Genomic DNA, 18,936 nt, shown 5'->3' on the forward strand with positions numbered 1-18,936 from the left:
GGGAAGGGGATGGGCGCCGACTTCGCACAACAGAGAGTAGAAGCGCGGATAGCTAAGCTCGCTTGACGCAAACGGAAGCGGGGGGCATCGGCACCCCATGAGCTTCCCCACGCACTCCCCCATGAAACAGCCCTGGATCGTTATCCTCTGCGCCGCCTTCATCGTCACGCTGGCGATGGGCGTGCGCCAGTCGTTCGGGCTGTTCCTGCCGCAGATGAGCGTCGATATCGGGATCAGCCGGTCGGACTTCGGCCTTGCCATGGCCTTGCAGAACCTGCTGTTCGGCCTCGTCCAGCCCTTCGTCGGCGCGCTGGCCGACAAGCATGGCGCGGGGCGCGTCGTACTGGCGGGGGCGCTGCTCTACGCGCTCGGGCTGATCGGCGCGGCGTTCGCGACCGATGCGATCGGGCTGCATATCAGCTTCGGCTTGCTTATAGGCATGGCGCAGTCGGCGACGACCTTCGTCGTCGTGCTCGGCGCGGTCGGGCGGGTGGTGCCACCCGAGAAGCGCAGCGGGGCGTTCGGCATCGTCACCGCGGGCGGATCGCTCGGGCAGTTCCTCGTCGTGCCGCTGGCGTCGATTCTTCTCCGCGATATCGGCTATCACGAGACTTTGTGGATTATGGCGGGGCTGGTCGCGCTGTGCGGGCTGCTCGCGATCGGGGTGGCGGGGCGCACCGACGGGAGCACCAGCGTGGTGCAGGAGGCCGAGCAGAGCGCGCGCGAGGCTTTGCGCGAAGCCGCGGTGCACCGCGGCTACTGGCTGCTTAACGCGGGCTTCTTCGTCTGCGGCTTCCATCTCGCCTTCATCGCGACGCACCTGCCCGCCTATCTCGACGACAAGGGGCTGGGGATCGAAATCGGGGCGCAGGTGCTCGCCCTGGTCGGGCTGTTCAACATTCTGGGGTCCTATGTCTTCGGCCGCGCGGGCGATATGCTGCGGCAGAAATATGTGCTCTCGGCGCTCTACACCGCGCGTTCGGCGGTGATCGTGCTGTTCCTCTTCCTGCCGCTCACCCACGCAAGCGCACTCGTCTTCGCCGCAGCCATGGGTTTCCTGTGGCTCGGCACCGTGCCGCTGACCAGCGGGATCGTCGGGCGCATCTTCGGCATCCGTTACCTCTCGATGCTCTATGGCATCGTGTTCCTGAGCCACCAGCTCGGCAGTTTCTTCGGTGCGTGGATGGCAGGGCTGATCTTCGACGCGACGGGCAGCTATAATATCGCCTGGGGCTTTTCGATTGCGCTCGGGATCTTCGCGGGACTCGTCCATCTGCCGATCGCCGACGCGCCGCTCAAACGAGCCGCGCCCGCATGAGGCTCCAGCGGCAGGACTGGGTCGCGCTCGCGCTCTTCGTCGCTGTCGCGGTCGGCGGGCTGTGGCTGTGGACCGGCGAGGGGCCGGTCGTCTGGCTCACCGATTTCGCGGTGATGTGCGGCTTCGTCTGACGTTTCGGTCTTAACCGTAGCCCTGAGCCCGTCAAAGGGCGCTTCACTGAGAAGTGCCCTTCGACAGACTCAGGGCTACGGCGAGGAATCACGGATCGCGCTTGCAGATCGCGGCGTCCATCTCCTTCGGCGCCGCGGGATCGGGGGCGAGGCGGAAGACGTGCGCCAGCGGGGTCGCGATGCGTTCGGGGCGGCTTTTTTTGTCGGCGACGGCATCGACGAAATCGCGGCAGGCGACCGCGCTGCGCAGGAAATTGCTGTGCCCGGTCGAGCCGCGCGACACCTCGGTCGTGTCGACGATGGTGAGCCCCGGCGCGGGCGCGGCATAGCAGCGTTCGGGTTCTCCGTTCGCCTTCAATTCAGCCGCGACGAAGGGATCGAAGCAATAGGGCGAGCCGAGCCGCGGATAGCCGTGGAGCACGCGCGAAGCGGCGAGCGCCTTGTCCTTGTGCGAGACATAGACGGTGATGTGGCGCCCCTCGGCGACGCGTTCGGGGGCGAGCACATCCTCGGCGACGTCGCGCTCGAAGGTTTCGCGGTCGATGTCGGGCGAGGCGAGGATGATGTTCGAAATCTTGTCGCGGCGCTCGGCGCGCCGCGCGAGCCGGTCGGCGGCGCCGACCGCGGGAATGACCAGCCGCGCGCCGAGCGAATGCGAGACGATCACGATCTCCTTCACCCATTCGCGCTCGGCGAGCGTGCGCAGGAAGTCGCGGAAATTGCGGATGTCGTGGTACATGTTGGTTTCGTCGACGCCATAGCCCAGCACCTCGTGCTGCGACGGCCAGCTGTACGCGACCACGGGCCCGTCGAAGGCGGTCATGCGCGCGATCTGCGCCGCGTCCTTCGTCGTCGTCTCGAAACTCTCGCGATAGCCGTGGACATAGAGCAAGACGCGCCCCTGCCGCCGGCCGGTTTCGGCCTGCAGCGCGCGCCACCAATCGTCCGACGCCTGAAAGGCCATGGGGGTGCGCAATTCGGTCTTGCCGCCGGCCCTGGTCTCGGCGGGGACGCCGAAGCGGCCCAAGCGGACGCGGTCGCCGCGATAGACGAGCAGGCGGATGTCGGCGGTGCGGCAGTCGGGCAGGCGGCTGGTCGCGAAGAAGAGCGGCAGCGCGGCGTCATCGACCGTGGCGCCCGCCGCTGCGGTGCAGCGCGGATCGGCGACATAGTCGGCGTGGCGGATCTTGCCATAATCGACCGGCGTGATGCAGCCCGCGAGCGGGATGCACGCGAGGATCGGCGCAAGGCGGCGGGCGATGGCGGGGATCATGCGGCGGGGATAGTCGGCTTTGGCGCCGGAAGGAAGCGGCGTCAGCGGCGCGGCGCCAGCAGCGGCAGGATATGGCGCGCGATCCGCTCCGCACCGGCGACCGAGGGATGGTTGTCGTCCATGTAGAGCGGTGTCGCCCCAACCGCATAGGGGCAGCTGCCATCCGTGCACATCGCGGCGCCGGGATCGGCGATGACGATCCCGTCACCGTCGGTCAGCGGGGCGAGCGCGGTACGCATCGGGGCGCTGGCGCGGCGATAGACGGCTTCGCTTTGGGCGATGGGCAGATCGGCACGGCCATTGCGGTCGCGGCGGGCGAGGCCGCTCGGCACGTCATAGGGCGGCTTGGGCAGTGGGCCCATGATCACCACGCGCTTGCCCGCGCGGCGCAGCAGCGCGGCGCTGCGTTCGAGCGCGGCGGTAATGCGCGCTTCGCCCAGATAGGCGTGGCGGCCGTAATAGGCGACGAGCACCACGGTCTCGATCGACGGGGTCGCGGCGATGCGTGCGGCGATGCGGTCGTTGTCCGCCGGGCAATCGGGCTGGTTGCGGATCGCGGTGCCGAGGAAGGGCGGGCAGCCTGACGAGGTGAACTGCGCGAGCGAACGCCCCGCGGGACCGAGTTCGTGGCCGAGTGCGTGCGCGAGTTCTCGGCTGTGGCTGTCGCCCCACACCGCGACGTCGGGGCGCACCGCCGTATCGCCGAGGAGGCAGGCGCCCGGCGGCGCGAAGGCGGCGCTGCGCGACGCGGGGGTGCAGCGCGTGCGATCCTTGAACACCGCGAGCAAAGCGCGCTCGTCGGCCGAGAAGCGCCCGGGCATCCCCTTGTTGGCGACGATCCAGCTCGCGGCGCCGACGATCAGCGCGGCGGCGAGCAGCGCGGCGCCATAGACGTGGATCGCGGGGGTGCCCGACCGGTTCGCCCAGCGCCGCGCGGGCCGCTCGACGGCGAACCAGCTGAACACCGCCAGCACCAGCGTGGCGAGCAGCACCAGCAACCGGCCTGCCGGCGATAGCGACACGATATGCCAATTCTCGGCGAGCATCAGCAGCGGCCAGTGAATGAGGTACACCGAATAGGAGATCAGTCCGAGCGCGCGCACCGGCGGCAGCGCGAGCAGCCGCGCGGCGGGATTGGTCGGTGCCGCGAGATTGGCGTGGAGGAGCAGCGCCGTGCCCGCGACGCATAGTATCTGCCACAGGCTCTTCACCACGAAGGAGCCGGGCGCCGGCGCGAAGGCGGCCGTGAGCATCGTTACGGCGCCGAGCGCGGCGAGCGCTGTGGCGCGGCGGGTCGGCAGCGCCGCCACCGGGCCGGCCGCGATCAGTACCCCCGCCAGAAACTCCCACGCGCGCAGCGACGAGAAATAAAAGGCTGCGCGCGGCTCGTGGTGGCCGACGGTGAGATAGGCGACGAGGCCCACGACCAGAAGCGGCGCGACCGCGCGGCGGGTGAACCAGCCGAAGCGGTGGAGCAGCAGCGCGAGCGGCGGGAAGACGAGGTAGAATTGCGCCTCGACCGACAGCGACCAGCTGTGGAGGAAAAAGCGCTCGACCCGGTCGCGCATGAAATAGGAGGCCTGCGGCTCGAAATGCCAGTTGGCGATATTGAGCGCCGCCGCGCGCACCTCGAGCGCGAAGCGCGCGAAGTCGGTCGGGATGAGCAGCGCATAGCCGGCAGCGAGCGATATCCCCGCAACGAACAGCAGCGCGGGCGTGATCCGCGCGATGCGGCGCCGATAGAAATCGAGAAAGCCGAAGCGCCCGCTCGCCAGGTCCGTCCGGACGATGCCGCCGATCAGATAGCCCGAGATGACGAAGAAGATATCGACGCCAAGGAAGCCCTGCGCCGCGGCGCCGAAATCGAAATGGTAGAGCAGCACCAGCGCGATCGCGACCGCGCGCAGCCCGTCGATATGGGGGTGGTAGGCCGGGGGGGCGGATGGGCTTTCTGCCGTCATCGGGCGCGGGATGGGGCTGGTCGAGGCGGCCGGGAGGCGAGACGTCGTTTCAAATCGGCGACGCCGGATTGTCAGTAAGCGGAATAGGTGAAGATGTAGACCGTCTCGCTGCGCACCGGAATCCGGGCGTCCTTGTCGACGCCCGACCAGCTCAGCGTCACGGCCGCGTTCTTCCTGTCATGGGCGAGCACGGTGAAGCGGGCGCCGAAGACCTCCGCCTCGGAAGGAAATGTCGCGTCCTTCGGCAAATCGATGCGCTGGGCGCCGACCGAGACATGCTGGCCATTTTCAAAGACATCGACCTTGAAGGACGGCCGTGACGCCTGGCGCAAGCTGATCGCAACATAATCGCCCGCGCCGATCTCGCGATCCTGCACGATGTTCAGCGGTACGGGCGCGATGCGCTGGGGCGCCCGGTCTTCCGCCTTTCCTTCATTCAGCAGAAAGCCGAATTCGGCGGCGCCGTCGCCGTCCCTGTCATAAAGGCATTTGCGCCCGTCGCTCATCGAGCGGATTGCCTTGGCACCCAGCGAGCCGAACATGAAACCCATGGTCTTGGGCTTGAAACGTGGGGCCGCCGTGCAATAGGCCAGCACGTCGCCGCTCTCGCCCGGTAGCCCCGATATCTTGACGACGGGCAGGATCGTGGCGCCGTCGATCGTTACCTGGCCCGCGGTTGTCCGCAGTTCGACCGGTGCGTCCAACTTGGCGGAAAAGGCCCAGACGACGGGGCGCCGAACGATCTCGTCGCCCGGTCGGACCGTCTTTTCGCCCGGCTCGACCGCATTGGGGAAATAGAAGCGCCGGGTTTCGCCGTCGAGCTTCGGCTTGTCGGCAGCGATGGCCGGACCATGGGCGGCCGCGAGGCAAAGGCATAGTCCGGCGACCCGCGGCATCGGCCTCATTTGCCCACGATACCTTCGGGCAGGTCCTCGCCGAACACGCGCTGATAATATTCGGCGACGATCATCCGTTCGGCCTCGTCGCACTTGTTGAGGAACGACAGGCGGAACGCGAAGCCGAGATTGTTGAAGATCGCGGCATTCTGCGCCCAGCTGATCACGGTACGCGGCGACATCACGGTCGAGATATCGCCGTTGATGAAGCCCTGGCGCGTCAGGTCCGCGACCTTGACCATGTTCGCCACAGTCGTGTCGTCGGTGTCGGGCACCTTGGCGAGGATGATCGCGCTTTCGGTCGCGGCGGGCAGGTAGTTCAGCGTCACGACGATGTTCCAGCGATCCATCTGGCCCTGGTTGATCTGCTGCGTGCCATGATAAAGCCCGCTCGTGTCACCGAGCCCGACGGTGTTCGCGGTCGAGAAGAGGCGGAAATGCGGGTTCGGGCGGATCACACGGTTCTGGTCGAGCAGGGTCAGCTTGCCCTCGGTCTCGAGCACGCGCTGGATCACGAACATCACGTCGGGGCGCCCCGCGTCATATTCGTCGAAGACGAGCGCGGTCGGGGTCTGCAGCGCCCAGGGGAGCAGGCCTTCGCGGAACTCGGTGACCTGCTGGCCGTCCTTGAGCACGATCGCGTCGCGGCCGACGAGGTCGATGCGGCTGATATGTGCGTCGAGGTTGACGCGGATGCACGGCCATTTCAGCCGCGCCGCGACCTGTTCGATATGCGTCGACTTGCCCGTGCCGTGATAGCCCTGGACCATCACGCGGCGGTTGTATTTGAACCCCGCGAGGATCGCGAGGGTGGTGTCGCCGTCGAAGACGTAAGCCGGATCGAGGTCGGGCACGCGCGCGTCGGCCTCGCTGAACGCCGGAACCATCATGTCGACATCGACCCCGAACATCTCGCGCGCGCTGACCTCGACATCCGGGGCGGCGAGCAGGGTCGAACCATGATGGTCGGCGAGGCTGTTGGGGATATCGGTCATGACACTGCCTTCAAATCTCTTATTCCCTTCTCCCTTGACGGGAGAAGGATACGAAGCCTTGCCGCGAAGCGGCTAGGCGCAGTTGGATGAGGGTGAGCGGCGCATGCGCCGCGCGGTCCTCCGGATCGCAACCCCTCACCCAGCTTCGACGAGGCGGCAAGCCGCCAAGTCTGCTCATCCCTCTCCCACAAGGGGAGAGGGGAGTTGCGTTAGCGCGGTATCGCCAAGGGTTTCGCCTTGCAACGCCTTTTCAGAACAGATCGAGCGCGCGCAGCACCGCCGACTGGTCGTAATAGGGGCGTTCACAGACGATCTTGTCGCTGCCCGGCGCGAAGAGGAAGCTTGCCGCGATGCGGATGCGGAAGGCCCTGCCGGTGGGCTCGATGGTGCGCAGGCCGAGCTTCAGCGGGCCGAGGTGGGTGCCCGTCAGCCAGAATTCGACCAGCACCGTGTCGGTCGCGGCGTCGGCGGCGATCGCGATGACCTCATTGGCCTGATCGGGAAAGGGCTCGCGCGACGCGGCGAAATAGGAACGCACCGCGGCCTCGCCGTCGAAGACGGTGCCGGGACCGAGCAGTTCATAGCGCGGACGCTCGAAGGTCGCGATCACGCCGTCCCAGTCGTGGGTGATCTCGAGCGCCATATGGCGGCGGACCACCGCGATGCGCCGTTCGTCCAAATCGCTCATCGCCGCTCTCCCGTCTGCGAAGGCCCCTATGCGAAGGCCCTGGCCTTTCTCAGCAGTTGATATGCCGCAACAACCTCGCCGAGTCTCGCTTCATGGCTGCGGTCGCCGCCGTTGCGGTCGGGGTGATATTTGCGCACCAGCTCGCTGTAGCGGCGGCGGAGCGCCGAGCGGTCGGTCGCGCCTTCAAGCCCCAGCACCTGCAGCGCGCGATGCTCCTCGCGCGAGAAGCGCGGGTCGGCCGCCTCGCGCCGCGCCTCGTCCATCCGCTGGCGGAAGCGCGCGCCGAGCGCGTCGATCGGATCGCGGAAGTCGGCCCAGCGCGGCGGCAGGTCGGCGCTGCCTGCGGGGCGGAAGGTGCGGCTTTCGGTTTCCCAGCCGGCCGTCGGTGTCTGCGCCGCCATGATCTGGTCGGCGCTCATCCCCTCGAAATAATTATAGCCGCTGTTGAATTCGCGCACATGGTCGAGGCACAGCCAGCGATATTGCGGCGGCCCGTCGGGCGAGCGGGTGGACGAAATCGGCGCGCGAAACTCACCCGCCTCGCGGCAGCCGGGTGCGGCGCAGCACTCTTCGCGCGGAACGCGGCCATGGAATCGGGTGGGGCGGGTCGGGGACGGCAAAACGAACCTTCGGGATATGGGAAACTGACCTTGGGGAGGTCTTATAATTTGGCGACGAAGCGCTTATGGTCAACCCCATGAGCAGCAAAGGCCCCGCGCAGCAAGAGATGGAAAGCCTGCTGACCGCAGCCTTTCCCGACGCCGATTTCACCCTCAGTAACGACAGCGCCAAGCATCACGGCCATGCCGGCGACGACGGCAGCGGCGAGTCGCATTTCAGCCTGACCATCATATGGGCGGGCTTCGCGGGCATGAACCGCGTTGCGCGCCAACGCGCGGTCAATAAGGCGCTCGGCGATATGCCCGGGCAGCGCGTCCATGCGCTGGCGATCCGCGCGACGGCGCCGGGAGAAGGCTGATGGTCGGCAAGGTCAATCTGGCGGAGGCCTTCGCAACCTTCCACGATCACTGGAACCCGCGCGTCGCGGGCGACATCAATAATTTCAAGGTCAAGCTGGTGAAGCTCGCCGGCAAGTTCGACTGGCATTACCATGACAGCGAAGACGAATTGTTCCTCGTCGTCGCGGGACGGATGAAGATGGGCCTCAGGACCGGCGACGTGATCGTCGAGCCCGGCGAGTTCATCATCGTGCCGCACGGAACCGAACATTGCCCCGAGGCGCTGGACGGCGAATGCCAGGTGCTGCTGCTCGAGCCGAATTCGACCCTGAACACCGGCAATGTCGAAACCGAAAAGACGAAAAAGACGCTGGAAAGGCTCGGCTGATGTTCGACGTCATCACCCCCTCCGCCCATGATCTCGGCGCCTTCGAGGTGCGGCGGACCTTGCCGAACAAGGCGCGGACGATGGTCGGCCCCTTCATCTTCGTCGACCAGTTCGGCCCGGCGCATTTCGACATCGGCGCGGGCATGGACGTGCGCCCGCACCCGCACATCAATCTCGCGACGGTGACCTATTTGTTCGAGGGCGCGATCGACCATCGCGACAGCTTGGGCACGCTGGCGACGATCCGTCCCGGGGCGTGCAATTTGATGACCGCGGGGCGCGGCATCGTCCATTCGGAGCGCACCCCGGCGGCCGAACGCGCGACCGGATCGGGCATTTCGGGCATGCAGACCTGGCTCGCTTTGCCCGACGGCAAGGAGGAGATCGACCCGGCGTTCGAACATGTCGCGAAGGACGACCTGCCGCTGATCGAGGATACCGGCGTGTCGGCGCGCGTCATCATGGGCAGCCTGTGGGGCAAGACCTCGCCGATCACCCAGCATGCCGCGACCATCTATGCCGATATATTGATGATCGCTGGCGCGACGATCCCGATCGAGGCCGAGGCCGACGAGCGCGCGGTGCTGGTGGCGCTCGGCGACGCGAGCCTCGATGGCGAAAGGCTCGACCGTTACAGCCTCTATATCCTCAAGCCCGGCGAGGCGATGACGCTGCGCGCGGAGAGCGATGCGCGGGTGATGCTGCTCGGCGGCGAGGCGTTCACAACCCCGCGGCACGTGTGGTGGAATTTCGTGAGCTCGTCGCGCGACCGGATCAACGAAGCCAAGCACGACTGGAAGGAGCGCAGATTCCCGCTCGTCCCCGGCGACAGCGAGGAGTTCATCCCGATCCCCGAGGTGCCCAAGACGGTGAGCTATCCGTGAGCCTGCTGCTCGCGCTGGCGATAGCGGCGGCGCCGGAACCGGTGTTCGACTGCGCGATCGGCAAGAAGAGGCTGACGGTGACGCAGGAGGGCGACGCGCTCGTCTACCGTTACGGGACGAAGCAGCGGACCGAACTGCGGATGGTGGCCGACGCCGCGAGCGGGCGCGTCCATTACCACCGCACCCTCTATCCGCGCGGCGAGGACCAGACGCTGCGCTTCGTGAACGGCGACCATAGCTATGTCGTCTACGCCCACTGGTCGGCGCCGGGCATGGGTATGACCGAGGAGGGGAGCACGCCCGAGAGCGCCTATGGCGGGCTGATCGTGCTGAAGAGCGGCGAACAGGTGACGTCGCGTCGCTGCAACGGCGAAAGCGGCGACATGCGCGAATGGCCTATCTTCAAGACGCTGCCGGTGGATGAGGAGAATCTGACGCCCAGTTTCTAGCGCGGGCTTGCCAGCCGCCCCGATCCCCGCCATCAGGTTGCGAAAAGCAACTTATGGAGTGCATGATGACCGGCGATTTCGAACAGAAGCGGGTGGCGCTTTCGACCGGCATCGAGCTCGACGTCGTCGATATCGGCCCGCGCGACGCGCCGGCTTTGATCTTCCTCCACGGCTTTCCCGAATCGCACCGGACGTGGCGGGGTCAGCTGCCGCATTTCGCCGACCGCTTTCGCTGCATCGCGCCCGACCAGCGCGGCTATCGCGGATCGTCGAAACCGCAGGATGTCGCGGCTTACACTCCCGACCAGCTGATCGCCGACATCTTCGCGCTCGCCGACGCGCTGGGCGTCGACGAGTTCACCATCGTCGGGCACGACTGGGGCGGGGCGATCAGCTGGGGCGTGGCGCTCGGCGGCCAGCCGGGCGGGCTGTTTCCGGGCTGGGCGGGGCGCGTGACGCGCGCGGTGATCGCCAATGCGCCGCATCCCGGCATCTTCGGCCGGCTGCTCCAGGCCGACCCGGCGCAGCGCGCCGCGAGCCAATATATCCGCCTGTTCCGCGATCCCGCGACCGACGCGCTCGTTCGCGAACAGGGCCTCGCCGGCGTGCTGGCGAAGGCGTTCGACGGCCGGCTCGCGGGCACCGTCGCGCCGCCCGAGGAGATCGCGCGCTCGCTCGCCGACTGGGAGGACCCTGACGCCTGTTTCGGCATGCTGAACTGGTACCGCGCCTCGCCGATCGAGGTGCCGCCGATGGATGTGCCCTTCGCCGAGCCGCCCGCGATGCCTTTTCCGAAGCTCGAAATCCCGACCCTGGTGATCTGGGCGCTCGACGATGTCGCGCTGCCGCCCAGCAATCTGGTCGGCATAGAGGAGCTGGTGCCCGACGCGACGATCGTCAAGGTACCGGGCTGCGGCCATTTCGTGACGTGGGAAGCGCCCGATGCGGTCAATGCCGCGATGGATGCATTTTTCGAGCGAACAAACGGGGAGGCCTAGTCATGTCACACACCGTCATCATGCTGATCGCGGGGGTCTTGTTGCTGGTCTTGCTGCGGCTGACGATCCGCGACGCGCGCCGTGCGACACGGCTGTTCATCCTGCTGTGGCTGCTGGTGTCGATCGGCAATCTGCTCGTTGGCGTGCTCTACGCCGGTTATGGCTGGGGCGAGGAGGCGGCGATCTGGATCCTCGTCTTCGGCGCCCCCGCGGCGGTCGCAGTCGGCGCGGCGCTTTTTATCCCTAGTCCTCGGGCCTGAGCAGGCAGCCGCTGGCGCCCGCGTAGCGCGCGCTGCGCGAGGCGAGCAGCGGCACGCTGCCCGTCACCGTCTTGGTCGCCGGATCCTCGCTCAGCGATACGAGCTCCATGCCCGGCGCGAAGTCGGTTGCGCAGCTTTCGAGGCTGCGGCCCTGGACGTAGCGGCACGAACAGCCGACGCGCGCGGCATAGGCCGAACCGAGTTCGGCCTGCGCGCGGAACGACGGGAATTTCCAGATAAGGTAACCGCCACCGATCACCGCCGCGATCAGCAGCCAGGGCAGGCAGCCGCCCCAGCGGCTAGGCCGCCTTTTGCCGCGCAGCCGCTCGGGCACCTCCGGCGCCGGGCTGGTGGGCAGCGGCGCCGGGGTCGGCGGGGGCGTCGGCTCGGGCGTTGCCGGGACGGGCGGATCGGTGTTAGTCACTTGTCTCATGATCACCAAAAAACGCTTGCTGGCAAGTGGCGCGCTCGCGCTCGTAGGGGGCTGGTCGCTGAGCCAGGCAGCGGGGCAGGGCAGCATCGCGCCCGCGACGCCGGGGCCGGCGATGGGGACGTCGATGTCAGAGGACGCGGTCGAGACGCTGCCGCCGCTCCCCGCGCTCGACCCGGCGGTCAAGGCCAAGGCCGATGCCTTGTTCGCCGATGCCGATGCGGTGGGCGAAACGCGCGCGCTCTATGTGCTGAAGGACGGCGCGCCGATCTACGAGCGCTATGGCGAGGGCTTCGGGCCCGAGAGCAAGATGATCAGCTGGTCGATGGCGAAGAGCATCACCGCGGTGCTCACCGGCATCATGGTCTCCGACGGCCAATTGTCGCTCGACGCCCCCGCGCCGGTCGCGGCGTGGCAGCGCAGCGGCGACCCGCGCGGCGCGATCACGCTCGCCGACCTGCTCCACATGTCGTCGGGGCTCGAGCATGTCGAGAATGGCGATCCGGTCTGGGAGGGCGATACGGTCGCGATGCTGTTCGGCAGCGGCGCGCCCGACATGGCCGCCTTCGCCGAGGCCAAGCCCGCGGCGGCGCAGCCGGGCGAGATCTTCAACTACAGCTCGGCGACCAGCGTGATCCTCGCCGACATTTTGGCCGACACGCTGACCCCGTCGAAAAGCCCCGAGGCGCGGCGCGAGGCGATGCGCGAGTTCATTTCGGGCCGGCTCGCCGAACCGCTGGGCATGACCAGCCTGACGCCCGAGTTCGACGCGGCGGGGACGATGATCGGCGGGTCGATCATGCACGCGACCGCGCGCGACTATGCGAAGTTCGGCGAATTCCTGCGCAACCATGGCGTGGTGGGCGGCCAGCGGCTGCTGCCTGAAAGCTGGATGGATTTCATGCTGCGGCCATCGCCGAAGGATGCGGGCTATGGCGGCCATATCTGGCTGAACCGCACGCGGCCGAGGGGCGCCGTGCCGAGCCTGTGGCCCGACCGCGGGCCGAACGACCTGTTCGCCTGCATCGGCCACCAGGGCCAATATATCATCGTCTCGCCCTCGCAGCGCGTGACGATCGTGCGGCTGGGGGTGACGAAGGACGACCAGTTTCCCGAACTGCGCCGGCATCTGGCGGATTTGACGTCGGCGCTTTGAGGCGTCGCTTGCGGGCGATTGCGGTCATTCCCCAACCCCTCCTCTGAAGAGGAGGGGTTTTAGGTCTGGAAACCACCCCCAAAGCCGACATTCGCCCGGTTGGCATCAATCCTAAAGCAAGAACTCGCCCACCAGCGTCGTTACGCACGTCCCGCTGAGTTCGACCATCGCGCCGTCCATCCGGCAGCCGACATGGCCGCCGCGCTTGCTCGCCTGATAGGCGGCGAAGCGGTCACGGCCGAGGTGCGCCGACCAATAGGGCGTGAGCACGCTGTGCGCCGATCCGGTCACCGGATCCTCGTCGATCCCCGCGCCGGGCGCGAAGCAGCGGCTGACCACCTCGGCGCCCGAGGGATCGCCATCGCCCGGCGCGGTCGCGATGTAGAGGATGTCGCCGCCGGCCGACAGCGCGCGGAGGTCGGGGTCGAGCGCGCGCACGCTCGCAGCGTCGGCATAGACGATCAGCGCATAGCCGCCGCCGTGCCACAAAGTCTCGACCGGCTGGCCGCCTATCGCCTTCGCGATATCGGTCAGCGCCTTGGGCGCGGCCGGATAGGCGGGCAGCGCCATCTTGTACCCCTCGTCGCCGTCGCGGGCGACGCGGAGAATGCCTGCCTTGCGCGTGCGGAAGCGCATGTCGTCGCGCCACGGCGCGGCGCTGAGCAGCACATGTCCGCTCGCGAGCGTCGCATGGCCGCAGAGCGCGACCTCGACCCCGGGGGTGAACCAGCGCAGCTCGTAATCGGCCTCGCCGCTCTCGTCGGGGATCAGGAAGGCGGTCTCGGCGAGGTTGTTCTCGGCGGCGATCGCCTGCAGCACGTCGTCGGCGAGCCATTCGTCGAGTGGCATCACCGCGGCGGGATTGCCCGCGAAGGGGCGGTCGGCAAAGGCATCGACCTGGGTGATCGGGAAACGGCGCGAGCTCATGGATAGAGGAGACCTTTCGACCAGCTTTCGCCCGCGCGGACGAAAAGGTTACGCTCGTGCAGGCGGTGTTCGCGGTCCTGCCAGAACTCGATGCGCTCGGGCGCGACGCACCAGCCCGACCAGCGCGGCGGACGCGGCACGTCCTGCCCGTCGAAGTGCGCCTGCATCTCGGCGAAGCGCGCCTCGAAGGTCGCGCGGCTGTCCAGCGGGCGCGACTGGTCGCTCGCCCAGGCGCCGAGCTGGCTGTCGCGGCTGCGCGTCGCGAAATAGGCGTCGGCGGTCGCGTCGTCCACCGGCGCCACCGGCCCCTCGATGCGGATCTGGCGGCGCAGCGACTTCCAGTGGAAGAGCAAGGCGACATGCGGGTTGACCGCGAGCTCGTTGCCTTTTCGGCTATCGAGGTTGGTATAGAAGACGAACCCGCCCGGGCCATGGCCCTTCAGCAGCACCATGCGCAGCGACGGGTGGCCGTCGGGCGTCGTCGTCGCCAGCGCCATGGCGTTGGCGTCGTTGGGCTCGCTGGCGCGCGCTTCGGCGAACCAGGTGTCGAACAGCGCGAAGGGATCGGTCGTCATGCGCGTCTCTTAGAGCGAGGTCATGGTACGGTCGAGCCACATCGTCATCCCGGCGAAGGCCGGGATCTCGCCGGTGCGTAATGGGGCCAGGTTGAGATCCCGGCCTTCGCCGGGATGACGGCGCAAGTGAGGGAACTTGACCGTCCTTTACGCCATTCCCACATCGCGCGCGCATATGGGCCTTTCCGGCCAACAGCTTATCGGGCTACAGGAGAAAAATGGCAGATCCCTATTCCACCCTTGGCGTCGCGAAGAGCGCGAGCGAAGCGGAGATCAAATCCGCGTACCGCAAGCTCGCCAAGGAATTGCACCCCGACAAGAACAAGGACAATCCGAAGGCGTCGGAGAAATTCTCCGACGTCACCAAGGCCTATGACCTCTTGTCCGACAAGACCAAGCGCACCCAATTCGACCGCGGCGAGATCGACGCCGAGGGCAATCCGGCGATGCCCTTCGGCTATGGCGGTGGCGGTTTCCGCGGCGACCCGCGAGGCCAGCCAGGCGGTTTCGGCGGCGAGGGTGCCGACTTCGGTGATATTTTCGAAGGCCTGTTCGGCGGGCGCGGCGGCGGCGGCGGGCCGTTCGGCGGTTTCGGCGGGCGCAGCGCGTCGCCGCAGAAGGGCGCCAATGTCGCCTATCGCCTGGGCGTGTCCTTCGTCGATGCCGCGACGCAGGCGCCGCAGCGGATCACGCTTGCGGATGGGGGAACGATCGACCTGAAGCTGCCCGCGGGGGTCGAGACGGGAACGCAGATGCGCCTCGCGGGCAAGGGCCAGCCGGGCCCCGGCGGCAATGGCGACGGCATCGTGACGATCAGCGTCAAGGACCATCCTTTCTACGTCCGCGAGGGCGCCAATATCCGCCTCGATCTCCCCGTGACGCTGAACGAGGCCGTCCAGGGCGCGAAGGTCAAGGTGCCGACGGTCGATGGGCCGGTTATACTGTCGATCCCCGCGGGGTCGACCTCGGGCAAGGTGATGCGGCTCAAGGGCAAGGGGTTCAGCCAGAAGAGCGGCGGGCGCGGCGACCAGTTGGTGCGGCTGATGGTCGACCTGCCCGCGGGCGACGCGGCGCTGGAAAAGCTGGTCGGCGAATGGAGCGATTCGCGCGCCGTGCGGGCCGATCTCGGCGTGTGATGCGTGGCTGAGCCGACCGACAAGGCAGCGGTTGCCGCGATCGAGCGCGAGGTCGCCGAAGAGGTCACCCAGCAATTCGCCGCCGAGGGTCATTCGCCGCACTCGCCCGAAGCGCGCGCCGAGCGCGCCAAGCGGATCAAGCTGCGCGCGCGCGCCGAAGGGCTGATTCACCGCAGCCGCGAGACGCTGGGGCCCGGGACGCGCGCGTTCAAGATCGTGCGCCGCGTCGTGGTCGGCACTTATACCGACGGATTCATCCATGCGGGCAATCTCGCCTATCTGGCGCTGATCGCGCTCTTTCCATTCTTCATCCTGCTCGCCGCGGCGCTGTCGATCTTCGGCGGCAGCGTAGGCGGCGAGGCGGCGATCGAGGCGGTCTTCTCGACGATGCCGCCGACGGTCGCCAAGGCGCTGTCGGGGCCGATCCGCGAGGTGATGACCGCGCGCACCGGTATCTTCCTGTGGCTCGGCGCGCTCGTCGCGCTGTGGACCGTCGGCAGCCTGATCGAAACGGTGCGCGACATCCTCCGCCGCGCCTATGGCACGCATTTTTCGAAGGGCTTCTTCCACTATCGGCTGCTGTCGATCGGGATCATCACCGGCGCGGTCGTGCTGATGTTGCTGTCGTTCAGCATGCAGGTGCTGATCGTCGGCGTCGAGGAGTTTGTGACGCGCTTCCTGCCCGAACGCTTCCAGTCCTTCGGGATCGTCGCCATCTCGCGCGGGGTGTCCGGGCTCGGCCTGTTCCTCGCGATCTACATGCTCTTCTACAGCCTCACCCCGTCGAAATACCGGCGCAAGCAATTCCCCAAATGGCCCGGCGCGCTGTTCACGACCTTGTGGTGGGTCGGGGTGACGCTGGCGCTGCCGCCTTTGCTTGCGGGGCTGCTCAGCTACGACGCAACCTATGGCAGCCTCGCGGGTGTCATGGTCGCGCTCTTCTTTTTCTACCTCGTCGGATTGGGTATGGTGATGGGCGCCGAACTCAACGCCGCGCTCGTCGAGGTTGAGGATTTGGGCCACGACGCTATTGGGCGCGTGGACGACATGAATATTGAAAAGACCGGAGAAGAAAAATGACGGGTCTGATGACGGGCAAGCGCGGGCTGATTATGGGACTCGCGAACGACAAGTCGCTGGCGTGGGGCATCGCCAAGGCGCTGCACGGCGCGGGCGCCGAGCTTGCGATCTCCTATCAGGGCGACGTGATGCTGAAGCGGGTGAAGCCGCTCGCCGAGGAACTCGGCTGCGATTTCCTGATCGACTGCGACGTGTCCGACATGGCGAATCTCGACGCGGCGTTCGCGACGCTCGCCGAGCGCTGGCCGGCGATCGATTTCGTCGTTCACGCGATCGGCTATACCAACAAGGAAGCGTTGCGCGGCCATTATGCCGATGTGGGTCTCGAAGATTTCCTGATGACGATGAACATCAGCGTCTACAGCTTCACCGCGGTGGCGCAGCGCGCTTCGAAGATGATGACCCCCTATGATCCCGAAACGGGCAAGGGCGGCGGCTCGCTGCTGACCTTGAGCTATTATGGCGCCGAGAAGGTGATCCCGCATTACAACGTCATGGGCGTCGCCAAGTCGGCGCTAGAGACCAGCGTCAAATATCTCGCCAACGACTATGGCCCGCAGGGGGTGCGTGTGAACGCGATCTCGGCGGGGCCGATCAAGACGCTCGCGGCGTCGGGCATCGGCGATTTCCGCCTGATCCTGAAATGGAACGAATATAACGCCCCGCTGCGCCGCAACGTCACCATCGACGATGTCGGCGGTTCGGCGCTCTATCTGCTGAGCGATCTTTCGTCGGGGGTGACGGGCGAGACCCACCATGTCGACGCGGGCTACCACACGATCGGCATGAAGCAGGAAGACGCGCCGGACATCGCGCTTGCGTGACGGCATCGTCATCCGGCCCGCACGCGCGGCGGATGGCGAGGCTATCGACCAGTTGGTCCGCGCGGCGTTCGCGACGACAGGGTTCGGCCATCAGGGCGAGGCCGATCTGGTTCGCATGATCGAAGCCGACGGCGATAGGCTGGTTTCGCTGGTCGCCGAAGCGGACGGTGCGATCATGGGGCATGTGCTGTTCAGCCGGATGGGCGTCGAGGCCGATGGCCGCGCGATCACCGCGGCGGGCCTTGCGCCGGTATCGGTCGTGCCCGACCGGCAGCGACAGGGAATCGGCGATATGTTGATCCGCGCCGGGCTCGATGCCATGCGCGAGCAGGGCGTCGCGATGAGCTTCGTGCTGGGCCATGCCGATTATTACCCGCGTTTCGGCTATTCGTCCGAACTCGCGGCGCGATTCGCGTCGCCCTTTGCCGGGCCGCATTTCATGGCGATGATGCTGGACTCGAATGCGCCTTGGCCGCTAGGCGGACGGGCGGATTACGCACCCGCTTTCGGTCGCTTGGGGTAGGCTATGAGTTTCAACAGCTTCGGACGCGTGTTTCGTTTCACGACCTGGGGGGAAAGCCATGGGCCCGCGCTCGGCGCAGTGGTCGACGGCTGTCCGCCGCGGCTTTCGCTCAGCGAGGGCGATATCCAGCCCTTTCTCGACAAGCGCCGGCCCGGCCAGTCGCGCCACACGACGCAGCGGCAGGAGCCCGACCAGGTGCGCATCCTGTCGGGGGTGTTCGAGGGCAAGACCACCGGCACGCCGATCAGCCTGATGATCGACAATGTCGACCAGCGCTCGAAGGATTATGGCGAGATCGCGCAGGCCTATCGTCCCGGCCACGCCGATTATAGCTACGACGCCAAATATGGCATCCGCGACTATCGCGGCGGCGGCCGGTCGAGCGCGCGCGAGACCGCGGCGCGCGTTGCGGCAGGCGGGGTCGCGCGGCTGATCATCCCCGAGGTGCAGATCCACGCCTGGGTCGCCGAGATCGGCGGCGATGCGATCGACCCCGCGAATTTCGATCTCGAAGAGATCGACCGCAATCCCTTCTTCTGTCCCGACCCCGCCGCGGCGCAGCGCTGGGAGGGGCTGATGGACGCCGCGCGCAAGGCCGGGTCGTCGCTCGGCGCGGTGATCGAATGCGCGGCGAGCGGGGTTCCCGCCGGTTGGGGCGCGCCGATCTACGCCAAGCTCGACAGCGACCTCGCCGCCGCGATGATGGGGATTAACGCCGTCAAGGGCGTCGAGATCGGCGCCGGTTTCCAGGCCGCACGGCTTCGCGGCGAGGAGAATGCCGACCCGATGCGTCCCGCGAGCGACGGCAGCAACCGACCCGACTTCCTGTCGAACAATGCCGGCGGCATCGCGGGCGGCATCTCGACCGGCCAGCCCGTCGTCGTGCGCGTCGCCTTCAAGCCGACCAGCTCGATCCTGACCCCGGTGCCGACGATCAACAAGGCGGGCGAGGCGGCGGACATCGTCACCAAGGGCCGCCACGACCCCTGCGTCGGCATCCGCGGCGCGCCAGTGGTCGAGGCGATGATGGCGCTCGTCCTCGCCGACCATAAATTGTTGCACAGGGCGCAGTGCGGCTGACGACC

General features: G+C 67.3%; 23 protein-coding genes. 14 read left to right on the forward strand and 9 right to left on the reverse strand.

What is annotated here, in order from left to right; all coding sequences use genetic code 11:
* The first annotated feature begins 121 nt into the window (after positions 1-121).
* Both AC1RNQ_RS16905 and AC1RNQ_RS16910 read left to right on the forward strand, forming a co-directional pair.
* Complete coding sequence (locus tag AC1RNQ_RS16905) at positions 122-1,318, forward strand: MFS transporter (protein WP_493172927.1); 1,197 nt, start codon at positions 122-124, stop codon at positions 1,316-1,318.
* Positions 1,315-1,449, forward strand: coding sequence for a hypothetical protein (locus tag AC1RNQ_RS16910; RefSeq protein ID WP_493172929.1), 135 nt, complete (start codon positions 1,315-1,317; stop codon positions 1,447-1,449). Before AC1RNQ_RS16905 ends, AC1RNQ_RS16910 begins: the two co-directional genes overlap by 4 nt.
* Positions 1,450-1,537: 88 nt before the next feature.
* Here AC1RNQ_RS16910 and AC1RNQ_RS16915 read toward each other — a convergent pair whose 3' ends face one another.
* From AC1RNQ_RS16915 to AC1RNQ_RS16940, 6 genes are all read right to left on the reverse strand, one after another.
* Positions 1,538-2,722 (reverse strand): alpha/beta hydrolase, encoded by a 1,185-nt coding sequence (locus AC1RNQ_RS16915; protein WP_493172930.1) that lies wholly within the window; start codon positions 2,720-2,722, stop codon positions 1,538-1,540.
* 41 nt (positions 2,723-2,763) lie between these two features.
* Complete coding sequence (locus AC1RNQ_RS16920; protein ID WP_493172932.1) at positions 2,764-4,683, reverse strand: acyltransferase family protein; 1,920 nt, start codon at positions 4,681-4,683, stop codon at positions 2,764-2,766.
* Positions 4,684-4,754: 71 nt separating this feature from the next.
* Positions 4,755-5,579 carry a hypothetical protein gene (locus AC1RNQ_RS16925; protein WP_493172934.1) on the reverse strand — a complete coding sequence of 275 codons (825 nt, stop codon included), beginning with the start codon at positions 5,577-5,579 and terminating at the stop codon, positions 4,755-4,757.
* Positions 5,580-5,584: 5 nt separating this feature from the next.
* The gene (gene cobS, locus AC1RNQ_RS16930; protein WP_493172936.1) at positions 5,585-6,574 is read right to left on the reverse strand and encodes a cobaltochelatase subunit CobS; all 990 of its coding nucleotides are present in this window, start codon (positions 6,572-6,574) and stop codon (positions 5,585-5,587) included.
* A 250-nt stretch (positions 6,575-6,824) separates the two neighbouring features.
* Positions 6,825-7,262 carry a nuclear transport factor 2 family protein gene (locus tag AC1RNQ_RS16935; protein ID WP_493172938.1) on the reverse strand — a complete coding sequence of 146 codons (438 nt, stop codon included), beginning with the start codon at positions 7,260-7,262 and terminating at the stop codon, positions 6,825-6,827.
* A gap of 26 nt (positions 7,263-7,288) precedes the next feature.
* Entirely contained in the window at positions 7,289-7,882 is a 594-nt protein-coding gene (locus AC1RNQ_RS16940) for a DnaJ domain-containing protein (protein WP_493172940.1), read from the reverse strand.
* Between the two features lie 77 nt (positions 7,883-7,959).
* On the opposite strand from AC1RNQ_RS16940, the gene AC1RNQ_RS16945 reads away from it, so the two are divergent.
* The 6 genes from AC1RNQ_RS16945 (at position 7,960) to AC1RNQ_RS16970 (ending at position 11,200) form a co-directional block, all read left to right on the forward strand.
* Positions 7,960-8,241, forward strand: coding sequence for a BolA family protein (locus AC1RNQ_RS16945; protein WP_493172941.1), 282 nt, complete (start codon positions 7,960-7,962; stop codon positions 8,239-8,241).
* The gene (locus AC1RNQ_RS16950; RefSeq protein WP_493172942.1) at positions 8,241-8,609 is read left to right on the forward strand and encodes a cupin domain-containing protein; all 369 of its coding nucleotides are present in this window, start codon (positions 8,241-8,243) and stop codon (positions 8,607-8,609) included. Before AC1RNQ_RS16945 ends, AC1RNQ_RS16950 begins: the two co-directional genes overlap by 1 nt.
* Entirely contained in the window at positions 8,609-9,493 is an 885-nt protein-coding gene (locus AC1RNQ_RS16955; RefSeq protein WP_493172944.1) for a pirin family protein, read from the forward strand. The genes AC1RNQ_RS16950 and AC1RNQ_RS16955 overlap by 1 nt, the downstream gene beginning before the upstream one ends.
* Positions 9,490-9,942, forward strand: coding sequence for a hypothetical protein (locus AC1RNQ_RS16960; protein WP_493172945.1), 453 nt, complete (start codon positions 9,490-9,492; stop codon positions 9,940-9,942). Before AC1RNQ_RS16955 ends, AC1RNQ_RS16960 begins: the two co-directional genes overlap by 4 nt.
* Before the next feature lie 65 nt (positions 9,943-10,007).
* The gene (locus tag AC1RNQ_RS16965) at positions 10,008-10,940 is read left to right on the forward strand and encodes an alpha/beta fold hydrolase (protein WP_493172947.1); all 933 of its coding nucleotides are present in this window, start codon (positions 10,008-10,010) and stop codon (positions 10,938-10,940) included.
* Positions 10,941-10,942: 2 nt separating this feature from the next.
* Positions 10,943-11,200 carry a hypothetical protein gene (locus AC1RNQ_RS16970; protein WP_493172948.1) on the forward strand — a complete coding sequence of 86 codons (258 nt, stop codon included), beginning with the start codon at positions 10,943-10,945 and terminating at the stop codon, positions 11,198-11,200.
* Here the strand turns inward: AC1RNQ_RS16970 and AC1RNQ_RS16975 are convergent.
* Positions 11,184-11,624 (reverse strand): hypothetical protein, encoded by a 441-nt coding sequence (locus tag AC1RNQ_RS16975; RefSeq protein WP_493172949.1) that lies wholly within the window; start codon positions 11,622-11,624, stop codon positions 11,184-11,186. The two genes, AC1RNQ_RS16970 and AC1RNQ_RS16975, sit on opposite strands and share 17 nt — an antisense overlap.
* A 7-nt stretch (positions 11,625-11,631) precedes the next feature.
* Between AC1RNQ_RS16975 and AC1RNQ_RS16980 the strand changes: the two genes are divergently transcribed.
* On the forward strand, positions 11,632-12,786 hold the full coding sequence (locus AC1RNQ_RS16980) for a serine hydrolase domain-containing protein (RefSeq protein ID WP_493172951.1): 1,155 nt from the start codon (positions 11,632-11,634) through the stop codon (positions 12,784-12,786).
* Positions 12,787-12,897: 111 nt separating this feature from the next.
* On the opposite strand, the gene AC1RNQ_RS16985 is transcribed toward AC1RNQ_RS16980, so the two are convergent.
* On the reverse strand, positions 12,898-13,713 hold the full coding sequence (locus AC1RNQ_RS16985; protein WP_493172953.1) for a PhzF family phenazine biosynthesis protein: 816 nt from the start codon (positions 13,711-13,713) through the stop codon (positions 12,898-12,900).
* Positions 13,710-14,288, reverse strand: coding sequence for a pyridoxamine 5'-phosphate oxidase (gene pdxH / locus AC1RNQ_RS16990; RefSeq protein WP_493172955.1), 579 nt, complete (start codon positions 14,286-14,288; stop codon positions 13,710-13,712). Before pdxH ends, AC1RNQ_RS16985 begins: the two co-directional genes overlap by 4 nt.
* 218 nt (positions 14,289-14,506) lie before the next feature.
* Here pdxH and AC1RNQ_RS16995 point away from each other — a divergent pair, with 218 nt between their 5' ends.
* Genes AC1RNQ_RS16995 through aroC form a run of 5 tightly spaced genes read left to right on the forward strand, consistent with a single transcriptional unit; the run spans position 14,507 to position 18,931 of the window.
* Complete coding sequence (locus AC1RNQ_RS16995; protein ID WP_493172957.1) at positions 14,507-15,424, forward strand: DnaJ C-terminal domain-containing protein; 918 nt, start codon at positions 14,507-14,509, stop codon at positions 15,422-15,424.
* Positions 15,425-15,427: 3 nt separating this feature from the next.
* Complete coding sequence (locus tag AC1RNQ_RS17000; protein WP_493172959.1) at positions 15,428-16,504, forward strand: YihY/virulence factor BrkB family protein; 1,077 nt, start codon at positions 15,428-15,430, stop codon at positions 16,502-16,504.
* On the forward strand, positions 16,501-17,328 hold the full coding sequence (gene fabI / locus AC1RNQ_RS17005) for an enoyl-ACP reductase FabI (protein ID WP_493172961.1): 828 nt from the start codon (positions 16,501-16,503) through the stop codon (positions 17,326-17,328). The genes AC1RNQ_RS17000 and fabI overlap by 4 nt, the downstream gene beginning before the upstream one ends.
* Entirely contained in the window at positions 17,321-17,851 is a 531-nt protein-coding gene (locus tag AC1RNQ_RS17010; protein ID WP_493172963.1) for a GNAT family N-acetyltransferase, read from the forward strand. Before fabI ends, AC1RNQ_RS17010 begins: the two co-directional genes overlap by 8 nt.
* A 3-nt stretch (positions 17,852-17,854) precedes the next feature.
* Positions 17,855-18,931, forward strand: coding sequence for a chorismate synthase (gene aroC, locus AC1RNQ_RS17015; protein WP_493172965.1), 1,077 nt, complete (start codon positions 17,855-17,857; stop codon positions 18,929-18,931).
* Positions 18,932-18,936 lie beyond the last annotated feature (5 nt).

The organism is Sphingopyxis sp. GW821-FHT12F08, from assembly GCF_058806755.1.

What these genes read in the sequence shown, in the direction of transcription:
- AC1RNQ_RS16905 (WP_493172927.1), top strand. Translation starts at nt 122, where the DNA reads ATGAAACAGCCCTGGATCGTTATCCTCTGCGCCGCCTTCATCGTCACG.
- AC1RNQ_RS16910 (WP_493172929.1), top strand. Translation starts at nt 1,315, where the DNA reads ATGAGGCTCCAGCGGCAGGACTGGGTCGCGCTCGCGCTCTTCGTCGCT.
- AC1RNQ_RS16915 (WP_493172930.1), bottom strand. Translation starts at nt 2,722, where the DNA reads ATGATCCCCGCCATCGCCCGCCGCCTTGCGCCGATCCTCGCGTGCATC.
- AC1RNQ_RS16920 (WP_493172932.1), bottom strand. Translation starts at nt 4,683, where the DNA reads ATGACGGCAGAAAGCCCATCCGCCCCCCCGGCCTACCACCCCCATATC.
- AC1RNQ_RS16925 (WP_493172934.1), bottom strand. Translation starts at nt 5,579, where the DNA reads ATGCCGCGGGTCGCCGGACTATGCCTTTGCCTCGCGGCCGCCCATGGT.
- cobS (WP_493172936.1), bottom strand. Translation starts at nt 6,574, where the DNA reads ATGACCGATATCCCCAACAGCCTCGCCGACCATCATGGTTCGACCCTG.
- AC1RNQ_RS16935 (WP_493172938.1), bottom strand. Translation starts at nt 7,262, where the DNA reads ATGAGCGATTTGGACGAACGGCGCATCGCGGTGGTCCGCCGCCATATG.
- AC1RNQ_RS16945 (WP_493172941.1), top strand. Translation starts at nt 7,960, where the DNA reads ATGAGCAGCAAAGGCCCCGCGCAGCAAGAGATGGAAAGCCTGCTGACC.
- AC1RNQ_RS16950 (WP_493172942.1), top strand. Translation starts at nt 8,241, where the DNA reads ATGGTCGGCAAGGTCAATCTGGCGGAGGCCTTCGCAACCTTCCACGAT.
- AC1RNQ_RS16955 (WP_493172944.1), top strand. Translation starts at nt 8,609, where the DNA reads ATGTTCGACGTCATCACCCCCTCCGCCCATGATCTCGGCGCCTTCGAG.
- AC1RNQ_RS16965 (WP_493172947.1), top strand. Translation starts at nt 10,008, where the DNA reads ATGACCGGCGATTTCGAACAGAAGCGGGTGGCGCTTTCGACCGGCATC.
- AC1RNQ_RS16970 (WP_493172948.1), top strand. Translation starts at nt 10,943, where the DNA reads ATGTCACACACCGTCATCATGCTGATCGCGGGGGTCTTGTTGCTGGTC.
- AC1RNQ_RS16980 (WP_493172951.1), top strand. Translation starts at nt 11,632, where the DNA reads ATGATCACCAAAAAACGCTTGCTGGCAAGTGGCGCGCTCGCGCTCGTA.
- AC1RNQ_RS16985 (WP_493172953.1), bottom strand. Translation starts at nt 13,713, where the DNA reads ATGAGCTCGCGCCGTTTCCCGATCACCCAGGTCGATGCCTTTGCCGAC.
- pdxH (WP_493172955.1), bottom strand. Translation starts at nt 14,288, where the DNA reads ATGACGACCGATCCCTTCGCGCTGTTCGACACCTGGTTCGCCGAAGCG.
- AC1RNQ_RS16995 (WP_493172957.1), top strand. Translation starts at nt 14,507, where the DNA reads ATGGCAGATCCCTATTCCACCCTTGGCGTCGCGAAGAGCGCGAGCGAA.
- fabI (WP_493172961.1), top strand. Translation starts at nt 16,501, where the DNA reads ATGACGGGTCTGATGACGGGCAAGCGCGGGCTGATTATGGGACTCGCG.
- aroC (WP_493172965.1), top strand. Translation starts at nt 17,855, where the DNA reads ATGAGTTTCAACAGCTTCGGACGCGTGTTTCGTTTCACGACCTGGGGG.